Genomic DNA, 12,647 nt, shown 5'->3' on the forward strand with positions numbered 1-12,647 from the left:
AAACGTGCGTGCGTACGCATGCTCGACCGTGCCAGGATGGCGTCGGGAAGCGAGGTCTCGTGGACGAGTTGAGGCGATTCCGCCTGGCGCTGGTCGCGTGGGCGGCCGGCGGAGCGGAGGCGGATGCGGCCGCCGCGGTGGCGCGGGAGCTGGCCGGCGGCGGTGTGCGGAAGATCGTGCTCGTCGAGGGGACCAGTGATCAGGTCGCGCTCGAAGCACTGGCCACGCGCTACGGCCGCGACCTCGGTGCAGAGGGCGTCGCGGTCGTACCGCTCGGAGGTGCGACGAGCATCGGGCGTTTCCTGGACGTGTGCGGTCCTCCGGGGCTCGGCCTCCCGCTGGCCGGTCTCTGCGACATCGGTGAGGAGCGGCATTTCCGGCGTCATCTTGAGCGGGTCGGGCTCGGGTCCGGTCTCACGCAGGCCGAACTGGAGACACTCGGGTTCCATGTGTGCGTCGACGACCTGGAGGACGAGCTGATCCGCGCTGTCGGGGCCGAGGGCGTGCAGCAGGTGATCGAGGCCCAGGGCGAGATGCGTCCCTTCCACACCTTCCAGGGCCAGCCGGCACAGCGGGAACGGCCCGTGGAGCACCAACTGCGGCGCTTCATGGGCACGCACAGCGGTCGCAAGGCGCTCTACGCGCAGGCACTGGTCGCGCACCTGCCCCTCGATCGCGTTCCCCGGCCGCTGGAGCGCCTCCTCACTCACGTCTGACGGTGCCGGGACGCCGTCGCGGCGCCGGCATGCGGCCCCCGCCGGAGGGCCGGCGGAACGGCGTGTGTCGAAAATGGATCTCGGGCGTGGGAGGAACTCGGCTCGTGGCACGTGGAGATCTGACGGATGCGCAGTGGGCCCGACCGGAGCTGCCACTGCCCAGGGGCAGGAAGCCTGGCCCGACCACGTCCGCGACCGCCGGGAACCCGGCTCTCGCGGCGGTCGGCAGCCGAGATTCGACAAGACCGACCACCGCGAGCGCCATGCGGTCGACGCGCTCTCGGTCCGCTACGAGGACCGTGCTCGTGGCGGCCGTCAACGAGTGGCTGTGACCGGGATCGTCATGAAAGTGGGCAGGTGGCTTCTGGAGTTCGGGGTGTTCAGGGGTTGATGGTGTGTTCGGTGAACCGGCCGCAGGAGCGGAATCCCAGGCGGCGGTAGACGGGCTCACCGTCGGTGGACGCCTGCAGGACCGCGATGTGGTGGTTCCGGTCGCGGGCCGTGTGGAGCGCGGCGAGTGTGATGGCGCCGCCGTAGCCGCGTCGGCGGTGGGCGGCCAGGGTGCAGATGTTGTAGATCCCGGCAACCCCCGCGTGATGAAACACTTCGGCCGAGCAGACCGGGCGGCCGTCCACGTAGCCGACCAGGTAACGGGCCGGACAGTGGGCTGCCAGGGCCTGCGGGGCGGCCCGGGTGAAGAAGCGGCGGACGGTGTCGGCGGGCGGGGTCCAGTTCGCGGCGAGAACCGTGGCATAGTCGGCGAGTTGTTCGGACGTGGTCACCGTCTGGATGTCCAGTCCCGGGGCGGCGGGCAGCGGCAGGCTGTCGTCCAGCTCGGCCCACATCGCCGTTTCGCGTTCGGATGCCGGCAGACCGGCCGCCGCCAGGCGGGCGTTGAGGTCCGGTGGCGTCGAGGCGGGCCCCACCCACCAGGAGAACCGGCGGCCGGTGCGAGCCAGTGTCCGGGCGGTCTCGGTGATACGTGCCGTAGCGGTGGTGACGGTGAATCGGGCTGCGGCAACGATGTTGAAAGTGTCGTCGTCCAGGCCGCTGTCGGCGACCAGGAGGTCATCGGTCTCTGCAACGGTCGCACCGCTCATGCTCCGGTGCAGGTGACAGGCATGTTCCGCCAGATTCTGCTCCATCTTGTCCGTCACGTCGGCGTCATTGAGGAAATGGACATCCATGACGAATGATCCCAGCATGGCTGGGCGCTGGTTGCACGTGATTTTGGATCGCTCGCCGGCGGTGTCACGTCGGCGACCAGCACATTCGATACACGCCCGAGCTTGGTTCGGAAATGACTTGCGACCTGCGGGATCGACATGCTGCGGGCCTGTGGGCGACGCGGTCGGGCGGCATGGCCCGACGGACGAGGCGTGGGCGGTGGTCGAGGTTTCGCTGCCGGTCGCAGGGGGCGGTCGTCCGTCCGGGAAGCGCCCCGGTCCGTGGTGGCGCCACCTCCCATGGTGTTGCCACCGACACCCCCGACTCACTGCCTGGGGCCAGTGTTCGAGGCTCCGGCCCGGACCAGAGTGGTCCCATGCCCACTCGACGCGAAACCCTTGCCTCCTCGGCCGCCCTGACCGGCGGCGCCCTCCTGTCCGCCGCCCCGACCGCGGCGGCCGTCCCCCGCGTGGCCCCGGTCCGCGCAACGCGCGCATCCGGTCAGCGCCCCGGCGGCACCCTCGCCCTCACCCACGCCACCGTCCTCGGCGCGGGCCCCGACCGCACCGTCCTCATCCGCGACGGCCGCATCACCCGTACCGGCCGTTCGGCCGAGGTCCCGATCCCGCGCGGGGCGACGACGTACGACCTGACCGGCAAGTACATCGTCCCGGGCGGCCTCGTCGAGGCCCATGTCCACAACGACGGGCCCGAGAGCGTGCTGCCGCCCCTGTTCCCGCTCAACGGCGTGACCGCGGTCCGCGAGATGTGGGGCGGAACCGTCCACCACGAGTGGCGCGACAAGGTCCGCGCGGGCGAACTCCTCGGCCCGCGCTGGGTGATCGCCAGCCCGATCATCGACGGACGCCCCTCGATCTGGGCCAATGACACCGGTGAGCGAGTCGTAGAGGTCACCGACGCCCCGTCCGCACGCCGCGCGGTACGGGAGGCGAAAGCAAGCGGCGCCGACTTCGTCAAGGTGTACTCACGGCTCACACCCGAGGCGTACGAGGCGATCGCCGACGAGTCCCGCCGCCAGGGTCTGCGCCACGCGGGCCACTGCCCCGACACCCTGCCCATCTCCCGCGCGAGCGACGCCGGGCAGCAGTCCATCGAGCACCTCCACGCCCTGCTCCTCGCCACCTCCGCCCGGGAGACCGAGATCAGGCGAGCCATGGCGGAGGCCCGTATCGACCCCGCTCTCCCCACCAGCTTCGAGCGCTACGCGAGCTGGTTCCGGCAGGTGCACGCGGTGGAGTGGCGGGCGGTGCGGACGTACGACGTCGGCCGCACCCGCGCCCTCTTCGACCGGCTCGCCGCCAACGGCACCCGCGTCACACCGACCCTCACCGTCCACCACTCCTTGGAGCGCCCCGACCAACTCCCGTCCAATTCAACAGAGTTCAGGTATCTTCCCGGATGGATGACCGACTACTGGCCCATCATCTGGTCCGCCCTCACCGCCGGCCGCACCGCGCAGGACACCGCCAGAATCCATCAGATCTACGAGCACCGGCTGCGCCTCGTCGCCGAGCTCCACCGGGCCGGCGTGCAGTTGCTCGCCGGCACCGACACCGGCACCGGCTACGCGGTCCCCGGCTTCTCCCTCCACCACGAGCTGGAGCTGCTCGCCGAGGCCGGACTGCCCACCCGGGACGTCCTCCGCGCCGCGACCACCGCGCCCGCTCGGATGCTCGGCCTGCCCACCGACCGCGCCGACCTGCTGGTCCTGGACGCGGACCCGCGCACCGACATCCGTCATACGCGGCGGATCGATTCCGTCCTGGTCGCGGGCCGCTACCTGGACCGCGAGGAACGCCTGAGCCTGCTGGCCGACGTGGCGCGCGCCGCCGCCGCGAGCGAGCCCCCGGCCGCGGGGGCTGCGGCCCCCCACATCTGCGTCCACTGATCGCCCGGGGGGTCGGCACGTGCCGGATCAGACCTGGCCGCAGGCGCCGGCATCCGCAGGCACCCACCACATGAGGAGTCGGACCACGCCGCACCCGCCCGAGCCCCTTCGCCGTTGCGGCGCAGGGGCTCGGTGACGGCGCGTGGCGGGGGCCACCGGCGGGTCAGCGCACCCGACCCCGCGGTTTCAGCGCCACCGGCGGGAGTTCGGGGGCGGGCAGGCGGTCGCCGTCGTAGCCCTTCACCTCACCGAAACGGGACGTCTCCATCCAGGCCTGCCGGGCCTCCTCGATCTCCTCGTGGGAGCGCCCGATGAAGTTCCACCACATCACGATCTCCTCCTCGAAGGGCTCGCCGCCGAGCAGCATGAGACCCGCGTCGGTGTCCGCGCGCAAGGGAAGTCCGGAGCGCCCGCAGCCGAGGTAGAGCATGGAGCCGGGCAGCACGGGTACGCCGTCGACCTCGGCCTGGCCGGACATCGAGAGCACCGCGTACTCGAAGTCCGGATCGAGCGGCAGGCGGGCCTCGGCACCGGCGGACAGGGACACGTCGGCGCCGACGATCGGGGTGTAGGCGGTGCCGGGCGAGGTGGCGCCGTCGAGCTCCCCCAGGATCAGGGTCGCGGTGAGGCCGGGCGCGGTGACGGTCGGGAGTTCGGTGTGGTGCTGGAAGTGCGGTTCGACGTTCCGGTGGGGCTCCGGCAGGGCGACCCAGAGCTGGGCGCCGTGGAGAAACCTCGCATGGGACTTCGGGCTCTCCTCGGAGTGGCTGATGGCGCGGCCGGAGGTCATCAGTCCCAGCTCGCGCGGGCGGATCGTCCGCAGGCTGCCGAGGCTGTCCCGGTGCAGGACCTCGCCGTCGTGCAGCCAGCTGACCGTCTGCAGACCCATGTGCGGGTGGGGCGGTACCTGCATCCCTGGTTCGCCGGCGATGTCGTCGGGGCCGTAATGATCGACAAAGGCCCAGGCGCCGACCATTCTGCGGCCCAGGTTGGGCAGCAGCCTGCGGACCTCGGTGGACTCACCCAGCTGGACGTGGCGCGGGGTGAGGAGTTCCCGTACGGGCTCGGCGACGACGAAGCCCCGTCCTCCGCAGACGGAGAGTGCGGCCTGGCGATCGAGATTGCTCATGGCGCTCAACCTATTCCCGCACGGGCCCGGGGGTGCCGGTACCCACGCCGATATTTTAGTGGAATTTTCAACCAGAGTGCCGTGTTCGGGTGGGTGAAGCGTGACCGAGCGCATGGCGCGGTCGGCAACAGGGCGGGTCCGGGGACGGTCCGTGAAGGAGGAGTCAAGTGAGCGACACTTATTTCGAGTTCGGGACGGCCGCCGAGCGTTGGGACCGTGCGCAGATGTTCTTCGAGGCGAAGGAGTACATGACCGCGGCCCGGATTCTGGAAGGGCTGGTCGAGGAGGAGCCGGAGCAGGTCTCCCCGCGTCTGCTGCTGGCCCGGACCTACTACCACTCGGCGCGGCTCGGCAGGGCCGAGACGGAGCTGCGGGCGGTCCTGGAGCGCGACCCGGTGGAGCCCTATGCCCGGCTGATGCTGGGGCGCACGCTCGAGCGCCAGGGGCGGAGCGCGGAGGCGACCGGTCATCTGCGGATGGCGGCGGCGTTCTCCGGGGACTTCGACTTCGACCGTGACCGGAGGACCGGCGCCTGACGGTCGCAAGGGGTCTCGGCGGTCGCGAGGGCGTTCGACGGACGGTTCGGCCATTCCGTCAGGAGGGCGCCCTCGGCCGCGGTGACTGCCGGGTCGGACGACTGTCGCAGCCGTGCGTTCACCCGGGCCTCGGTGCCTGCGCCGGGCCGCGGACGCGGTGACCCCGTGTCGTCCTTGTCCGCGGAGGTGTGGGACACGTCCCGGGTGAGGACCGCGGCGTGCACGGCGTCGCGGCCCCGCCGCGACATGCTCGCGTCACCGAAGGCGGGGGCGGGCGACGAGCATCGGCCGCCATCCGCAACAGCGCTGCGCCCAGCGCTCTCCCGGGCCCGCGAGACCGCGCGCAGGACCCCGTCACGCTGCCCTGCGGACACCCCTCCCCGACAATCCGGATGCCGTGCGCCCGCTCCGCGTGATAGTCCACTCGGTCATGACCGACCTTGAGACTCCCCGCCTCCTGCTCCGTCCGATGAGCGCCTCCGACGCCTTGCAGGTGATGGCCGGCACGCCGGGCGAAGGTGCCCGCTGGGCGCCGGGGTACCCGCCCGCAGGCGAGACGGCTGCGGCCGAGCGCTTCCTCGACGCCTGCGCGACGACGGGGGATCCGAGCCCCTTCGGCTCGTACGAGATATGTCGCCGTGAGGACTCCGTGGTGATCGGCGGGCTGGGGTTCCATGGCGCCCCGGACGAGAACGGGCACGTCACGATCGGCTACGGCCTCGTTCCCTCGGCCCAGGGAAAGGGATACGCCTCCGAGGCGCTGCGTGCGCTGCTGCTGTTCGCCCGCGAACAGGGGGTGGTCTGCGTCCACGGTGACACCGACCGGGACAACCTCGCGTCGCAGCGCGTCATGACAGCCGTCGGCATGCGCCTGGAGAGGGAGGACGCGCGGCTGAAGTACTACCGGATCGATTGGGGCCGACAGGGCGAGGAGCAGTGAGTACACGTCCGTCCGTTTCCGGTTGCGGGCGCGGCGGGCAGGACGGCGGAACCCGCCGGGAGGCTCCCGGCGGGTTCCGATATCCGCTGGTGGTGAGTGGTTCGCCGGTCAGCCGGCTGCGGCGGCGACCCGGTTCGTCGTACCGTCTCCCGTGGCGACGGTGTCGGCCCTCGGTGCGAGAAGCCGTTCCGTCAGGTGGCCGAAGACGAGACCGAAGGTCACCCAGAGCGTGGCCTGTACCGCGAGGGTGGCGAGCCGGAACTCCCAGAGCAGGGTGGCCGGGAAATCCTTTCCGACCTCGTTGAACGAGGGCAGGAACGCGTAGGCGACCCCGATCACGACCGCATAGGCCGCCGATGCGGTGACCGTCGCGTTCCAGTTGCCCAGGCGTGGAGCCAGCCGCTTGCCGAGGATGACGGCGGCGACCGCCAGCAGCACGCTGAGGGCGACCATCAGGAAGAACAGGGCCGTACGGCGGCCGATGGTGTCGGGGTTGCCGACGGCCGGCGGGTTGGCCGGGTACTTCAGGAAAGGCACGATGTACACGGCCAGCAGGGCGGCACCCGCGATCAGGGCGGCTGTGGCCCGTGGACCGAATCGGCCGATCCGGCCGAGGGCGTAGCAGAAGACGAGGGCGGCGATCCCCCCGATCGCCACGCCGAAGACGAGCACACCGGTGGCGAGACCCGCGGTGGACTGCACGGTGCGGCTGACGAGCTCCTCACCGCCGCCGTGGTCGTGGCTGTGCGACTCCTCGAGGGCGATGGCCGCGTCCACCAGGGACTCGCCGAGCAGGTACGCGACGAGCAGTGCGAGCGCGCCCGCAACGAGGCCGGCCAGCATGCCGCGGACGAGCAGGGCTCTGACAGATATGGAGTTCATGAGGTCTTCCCCTGGATCGGACGGTACGTCAGTGACAGGGGAAACCGAGGAGGTGGCGGCCGTCGTGGACCCACTCGTGGACACCTTCGCCGGAGATGACCGCGGTGGCGCCCTGTTCCGCGCCGACGAAGTACAGCAGTACGAGCATGAGGACGCCGAAGAAGACCGCCCAAGGGGCGATGGACTTCAGGGAGATGGGGGTGATCGCCGGTACGGCGGTGGCGGGGACAGCACTCTGTGCCATGGCAGAACCTCCTGAGGGAACACGCGTCCCGATCGTGGTGCCTGAGACGAAGGTGCCGGGTCTGACTTCCCGTACGGGTACGGGTTCACAGTGGCGCGACCGTGCCGGATTCTCACCGGACTTCCGTCACACCTTCGTCATGCTCGTCGGACGATACTCCCTGGGCGCGGACAGGGCCACGGTGCCGTCGGCGGAACCGCGACGCCGGCATGCCATGGTGATGCACACGAGAGGCCACAGTTCAGGGGGTTGACCGGGTCATGACGGTACAGGTGATGTTGATCTCACCGGCGCTCAACGCCGCGCTCCGCGAGGCCCGCGTCGACGACGATGCCCCGCTGGACGCGGCCGGGGTCCGGCAGGCCCGCGCCGCCACCGCGGCGGTGCCCCCGGCCGACCGGTATGTGCGCGGGCCGTCCGAACGGTGTGCCGGGACGGCCGACGCGCTGGGGTTGCGCGCCGGTCTCGAACCAGCGCTCCGCGGCTGGGACATGGGCCGCTGGAGCGGGCGGAGACTGGCCGAGGTGAGCGACAGCGAGCCGGACGCGGTGTCGCTCTGGATGAGCGATCCTTCGGCGGCTCCGCACGGCGGCGAATCGTTGCTGGAGTTCTGCGCCAGGATCGGCCGCCTGCTGGACGCACTTGGGTCCGGGGACGGCGAGGAGGGCGGCCGTGTGCTGGCGGTCGTCGAGCCTGCCGTGGTACGGGCGATGGTCGTACGGGCGCTCGCGCTGCCGGAGGAGGCGTTCTGGCGGCTGGATGTCGCCCCGCTCACCCTGACCGGGCTCAGCGGCCGCTCGGGACGGTGGAACCTGCGCTGCGGTCGGCCGCTGTCCCCCGCTCCGCGGAGCCGGCCTCCTCGGTCCGCCACCACTCGCCGGGACAACTGAGGTGCAGGGGGCCGCGGTCGGCGGTCTGCCGGGCAAGCGGCTGGTCGCCGGAGTCGTCGACGGCCGCAACGTATGGATCGACGACCACCAGCGGTCCCTGGCCACGCTCGGCACCTTGCTCGGCCTCGCCGACCGGGTCGATGTCGCGGCCTCCTGCTCCCTGCTGCACGTTCCCCTCGATGTGGGCGCGGAGCGCGAACTCGATCCCCAGGTGGCCCGCTGGCTGGCCTTCGCCCGGCAGAAGTCCGCCGAGATCGCCACCCTGGCCAAGGGACTCGCACAGGGCACGGACGCGATCGCCGCCGAACTCGCCGCAAATCGCGCCGATCTGGCCTCGCGCAACCGATCGGTGCTCACCCACGACCCGGCAGTACGGGCACGGGCCGCGGCCGTCACGGAGCGCGACGTGCGCCGCGAGGCGTCGTATCCGCGGCGGGCGGCGGCACAACGCGAGCGACTGCGGCTTCCTCCGCTGCCCACGACCACGATCGGTTCGTTCCCCCAGACGTCCCAACTGCGCACCGCACGCGCCGATCTGCGGGCCGGGCGCATCGACAGCGCCACGTACGACGAGCGCATCGCGGCCGAGATCCAGGAGGTACTGGCCTTCCAGGAGAAGGCGGGCATCGATGTACTGGTGCACGGCGAGCCCGAACGCAACGACATGGTGCAGTACTTCGCCGAGCGGCTCACCGGTTACGTCGTCACCCGGCACGGCTGGGTCCAGTCGTACGGCACACGGTATGTCCGGCCGCCGATCCTGGCCGGGGACGTCTCCCGCCCGGAACCGATGACCGTCCGCTGGACGGCGTACGCGCGGTCGCTCACCGATCGTCCGGTCAAGGGCATGCTCACCGGCCCCGTCACCATGCTCGCCTGGTCGTTCGTCCGTGACGACCAGCCGCTGGGCGAGACCGCCCGCCAGGTCGCCCTCGCACTGCGGGACGAGGTGAACGACCTCGAGACCGCGGGTGGTTCCGTCATCCAGGTCGACGAGCCCGCCCTGCGCGAGACACTGCCGCTGCGGGCCGCCGACCGCGCCGGGTACCTGCGCTGGGCCACGGAGTCGTTCCGGCTGGCCACCAGTGGCGTCCGTCCCGAGACCCGGATCCACACGCACATGTGCTACGCGGAGTTCGGCGACATCCTCCGGGCCATCGCCGACCTGGATGCCGATGTGATCAGCCTGGAGGCGGCCCGCTCCCACATGCGGGTGGCCGACGAGCTGGCATCGGCCGGCTATCCGAGGGAGGTCGGTCCCGGCGTGTACGACATCCACTCCCCGCGGGTGCCGAGCACGGCCGAGGCGGTCGCTCTGCTCCGTAAGGGACTCGAAGCGATTCCGGCCGAACGGCTGTGGGTCAATCCCGACTGCGGTCTGAAGACGCGGAGCCGGCCCGAAGTGCGCGCCTCGCTGGAGAATCTGGTCTCGGCGGCGGTCGAGGTACGGGCGACGGTGGCCGGCACCGCCCACTGAGCCGCGGCGCGGCCCGGGGCGGGCGCCCGCCCCGGGCCGCGCAGAGCACATCTCCGTGCAAGAAGTGTGGTCCGTACCAAAGCCTTGACAGTGTGTTGGTTCACTTCTTAAATCGCATACGAACGAAGCCTTCTCCCCGCCCCCCACAACGAGGATTTGTCATAGGCATGACATTCCTCGATCCGCACGGGAAGGACCCCCATGAATTCCCCCCACCTCACCCGGCGCCTGCTGGTGTCCGCCCTCTCCGCACTCGCCCTCGTCTCGGCCTCCTCCGGTCCCGCGGCCGGGGTGTCCGTCCCCGAATCGCGGGCCACCGCCGCGGCGGGCTCGTTCACCGACGACTTCGACGGCCCCGCGGGCTCCGCCGTCGACGGTGCGAAGTGGCAGATCGAGACCGGCGACAACGTCAACAACCATGAACGGCAGTACTACACGGCCGGGAACGACAACGCGGCACTCGACGGCCAGGGCCATCTGGTCATCACCGCACGCCGGGAGAATCCGAACAACTACCAGTGCTGGTACGGCAGGTGTGAATACACCTCGGCACGGCTGAACACATCGGGCCGGTTCACCCGGACATACGGGCATGTCGAGGCCCGGATGAAGGTCCCGCGCGGACAGGGCATGTGGCCCGCCTTCTGGATGCTGGGCGACGACATCGGCCAGGTCGGCTGGCCCGATTCGGGCGAGATCGACGTCATGGAGAACGTCGGCTTCGAACCGTCCACGGTCCATGGGACCCTGCACGGCCCCGGCTACTCCGGCTCCGGCGGGATCGGCGCCGCGTACACCCTGCCCGGCGGCCAGGCGTTCGCCGACGACTTCCACACCTTCGCCGTCGACTGGGCCCCGGACTCGGTGACCTGGTCGGTGGACGGCAACGTCTACCAGCGGCGCACACCCGCCGATCTCGGCGGCAGCACCTGGGTGTTCGACAAGCCCTTCTTCCTGATCCTCAACCTCGCGGTCGGCGGCTACTGGCCGGGCGACCCCGACGGCGGCACCTCGTTCCCGCAGCAACTCGTCGTCGACCACGTACGGGTCACCACCAGCGATCTCCGGCCGCCGGTCTGACCGACCCACCCGGCTCGCCCGCCGGTCACCCCGTGTCCTCGCCGGCGGTTCCCGGCCGCGCCGGCGGCGGGGCGACCGTCGGGGACGCGCCCCGGCCGATGTACGCGCCGCCGCACGGCGCGTACATCGGCGCGTCGCCCCCGTCCGGCCGGAGCTCACGCGTCCCGGTACGTCTCCAGCAGGCGCAACCAGATCTCGCTGATCGTCGGATAGGAGGGGACGGCGTGCCACAGCCGGGCGATGGGGACCTCGCCCGCGACCGCGACCGTCGCCGAGTGCAGCAGCTCACCGATGCCGGGGCCGACGAAGGTGACACCGAGCAGGATCTCCCGGTCGAGGTCCACGATCATGCGGGCACGGCCCCGGTAACCGTCCGCGTACAGGCCGGAGCCCGCCACCGCGGCGAGGTCGTGGTCGACGGCGCGCACACGGTGTCCGGCCCGCTCGGCCTCGGCGAGGGTGAGACCGACCGAGGCCGCCTCGGGGTCGGTGAAGACGACCTGGGGAACGGCCGCGTGGTCGGCGGTGGCGGTGTGGGAGCCCCAGCGGTCGGTCTCCAGGTGCGGGGCGCCCGCCGCGCGGGCGGCGATCGCGGCGCCCGCGATGCGTGCCTGGTACTTGCCCTGGTGCGTGAGGAGCGCGCGGTGGTTGACGTCGCCGACCGCGTAGAGCCAACTGGTGCCGTCGACACGGCAGCTGTCGTCGACGGTGAGCCACGAGCCGGGTGCCAGACCGACCGTTTCGAGACCGAGGTCCTCGGTGCGCGGGGCGCGGCCGGTGGCGAAGAGGATCTCGTCGGCCTCGATGCGTTCACCTCCGTCCAGCTCCACGACGACCGGCCCGTCGGGGGCCGTACGCCGTACGGAGGTGGCGGAGACCCCGGTACGGATGTCGGCGCCGGCCTCCGTCAGCGCCCGCGCGACCAGCTCTCCCGCGAAGGGTTCCATCTTCGGCAGGAGCCCCTTGCCGCGGATCAGCATCGTCACGCGGGATCCGAGGGCCTGCCAGACCGTGGCCATCTCGGTCCCGACCACGCCTCCTCCGACGATCACGAGGCGGCCGGGCACCTTCTTGGCGCTCGTCGCCTCCCGGCTGGTCCAGGGACGTGCCCCGTCGACGCCGGGCAGGGCCGGTACGACGGCACTGCTGCCGGTGCAGACGGCGACGGCATGCCGGGCGGTGAGCCGGTGCTCAGTGCCGTCGGGGGCGGTGACGGAGACGGCCTTCTCGCCGGTGAGCCGGCCCCGGCCGCGGTAGAGGTCCGCTCCGATCCCCTCCAGCCAGGCGACCTGCCCGTCGTCCTTCCAGTGCGAGGCGTAGTCGTCGCGGTGGGCGAGGACCGCCGCCGTGTCCAGCGGTCCTTGTACGGCGTCGCTGAGGCCCGGGACATGGCGGGCGTCGGCGCGGGCGACGACCGGGCGCAACAGGGCCTTGCTGGGCATGCAGGCCCAGTACGAGCACTCGCCGCCGACGAGTTCCGTCTCGACGACCGCCGTGCTCAGTCCGGCGGCCCGCGCCCGGTCGGCGACGTTCTCGCCCACCGGACCCGCTCCGATCACCACGACGTCGTACTCGGCGTTAAGGGAAGCATCTGTCATGAGGACAGTTTGATCACAGGTGTGCGCGGTGGCCACATGGGCAGGCGGAATAGCGCAGGTCCGAGCACCGTTGTGCCGG

Annotated in this window: 10 protein-coding genes, 2 pseudogenes and 1 riboswitch; of the genes and pseudogenes, 7 read left to right on the top strand and 5 right to left on the bottom strand. The window is 71.3% G+C overall.

The genetic code is table 11. From position 1 onward, the window contains the following. Positions 1-59 precede the first annotated feature (59 nt). Positions 60-716: a TOPRIM nucleotidyl transferase/hydrolase domain-containing protein gene (locus ACIRP2_RS31810; protein WP_404256370.1), complete on the top strand. Its 657-nt coding sequence runs from the start codon at positions 60-62 to the stop codon at positions 714-716. A 380-nt stretch (positions 717-1,096) separates the two neighbouring features. Here ACIRP2_RS31810 and ACIRP2_RS31815 read toward each other — a convergent pair whose 3' ends face one another. Next, positions 1,097-1,861 (bottom strand): GNAT family N-acetyltransferase, encoded by a 765-nt coding sequence (locus ACIRP2_RS31815; protein WP_404256788.1) that lies wholly within the window; start codon positions 1,859-1,861, stop codon positions 1,097-1,099. A gap of 398 nt (positions 1,862-2,259) precedes the next feature. On the opposite strand from ACIRP2_RS31815, the gene ACIRP2_RS31820 reads away from it, so the two are divergent. Next, positions 2,260-3,792: an amidohydrolase family protein gene (locus tag ACIRP2_RS31820; RefSeq protein WP_404256372.1), complete on the top strand. Its 1,533-nt coding sequence runs from the start codon at positions 2,260-2,262 to the stop codon at positions 3,790-3,792. Between the two features lie 163 nt (positions 3,793-3,955). On the opposite strand, the gene ACIRP2_RS31825 is transcribed toward ACIRP2_RS31820, so the two are convergent. Then, positions 3,956-4,921: a pirin family protein gene (locus ACIRP2_RS31825; protein ID WP_404256374.1), complete on the bottom strand. Its 966-nt coding sequence runs from the start codon at positions 4,919-4,921 to the stop codon at positions 3,956-3,958. Between the two features lie 167 nt (positions 4,922-5,088). On the opposite strand from ACIRP2_RS31825, the gene ACIRP2_RS31830 reads away from it, so the two are divergent. Then, positions 5,089-5,457: a tetratricopeptide repeat protein gene (locus tag ACIRP2_RS31830; protein WP_404256376.1), complete on the top strand. Its 369-nt coding sequence runs from the start codon at positions 5,089-5,091 to the stop codon at positions 5,455-5,457. A 430-nt stretch (positions 5,458-5,887) separates the two neighbouring features. Continuing rightward, positions 5,888-6,397 carry a GNAT family N-acetyltransferase gene (locus ACIRP2_RS31835; protein ID WP_404256378.1) on the top strand — a complete coding sequence of 170 codons (510 nt, stop codon included), beginning with the start codon at positions 5,888-5,890 and terminating at the stop codon, positions 6,395-6,397. 108 nt (positions 6,398-6,505) lie between these two features. Here the strand turns inward: ACIRP2_RS31835 and ACIRP2_RS31840 are convergent, their stop codons facing one another. Further along, positions 6,506-7,279, bottom strand: a complete 774-nt coding sequence (locus tag ACIRP2_RS31840; RefSeq protein WP_404256380.1) for a CbtA family protein — start codon at positions 7,277-7,279, stop codon at positions 6,506-6,508. A gap of 28 nt (positions 7,280-7,307) precedes the next feature. Next, positions 7,308-7,523 (bottom strand): CbtB-domain containing protein, encoded by a 216-nt coding sequence (locus tag ACIRP2_RS31845; RefSeq protein ID WP_404256382.1) that lies wholly within the window; start codon positions 7,521-7,523, stop codon positions 7,308-7,310. 3 nt (positions 7,524-7,526) lie between these two features. Continuing rightward, positions 7,527-7,675, bottom strand: a riboswitch (adenosylcobalamin (AdoCbl) riboswitch). A 108-nt stretch (positions 7,676-7,783) separates the two neighbouring features. Here ACIRP2_RS31845 and ACIRP2_RS31850 point away from each other — a divergent pair. The 3 genes and pseudogenes from ACIRP2_RS31850 to ACIRP2_RS31860 all read left to right on the top strand — a co-directional run. Continuing rightward, positions 7,784-8,413 carry a histidine phosphatase family protein gene (locus tag ACIRP2_RS31850; RefSeq protein ID WP_404256384.1) on the top strand — a complete coding sequence of 210 codons (630 nt, stop codon included), beginning with the start codon at positions 7,784-7,786 and terminating at the stop codon, positions 8,411-8,413. Between the two features lie 10 nt (positions 8,414-8,423). Further along, positions 8,424-9,890 (top strand): annotated as a pseudogene (gene metE, locus ACIRP2_RS31855) (5-methyltetrahydropteroyltriglutamate--homocysteine S-methyltransferase); the annotation flags it as partial. Between the two features lie 201 nt (positions 9,891-10,091). Next, positions 10,092-10,952: pseudogene (locus ACIRP2_RS31860) on the top strand (family 16 glycosylhydrolase); the annotation flags it as partial. Positions 10,953-11,125: 173 nt separating this feature from the next. Here ACIRP2_RS31860 and ACIRP2_RS31865 read toward each other — a convergent pair. Then, a complete protein-coding gene (locus ACIRP2_RS31865; protein ID WP_404256386.1) occupies positions 11,126-12,568 on the bottom strand; it encodes a dihydrolipoyl dehydrogenase family protein in 1,443 nt (480 codons plus the stop codon). Positions 12,569-12,647: the final 79 nt, after the last annotated feature.

This window comes from Streptomyces sp. NPDC101194 (genome assembly GCF_044767885.1).
In the GTDB taxonomy this organism is placed as follows: Bacteria; Actinomycetota; Actinomycetes; order Streptomycetales; family Streptomycetaceae; genus Streptomyces.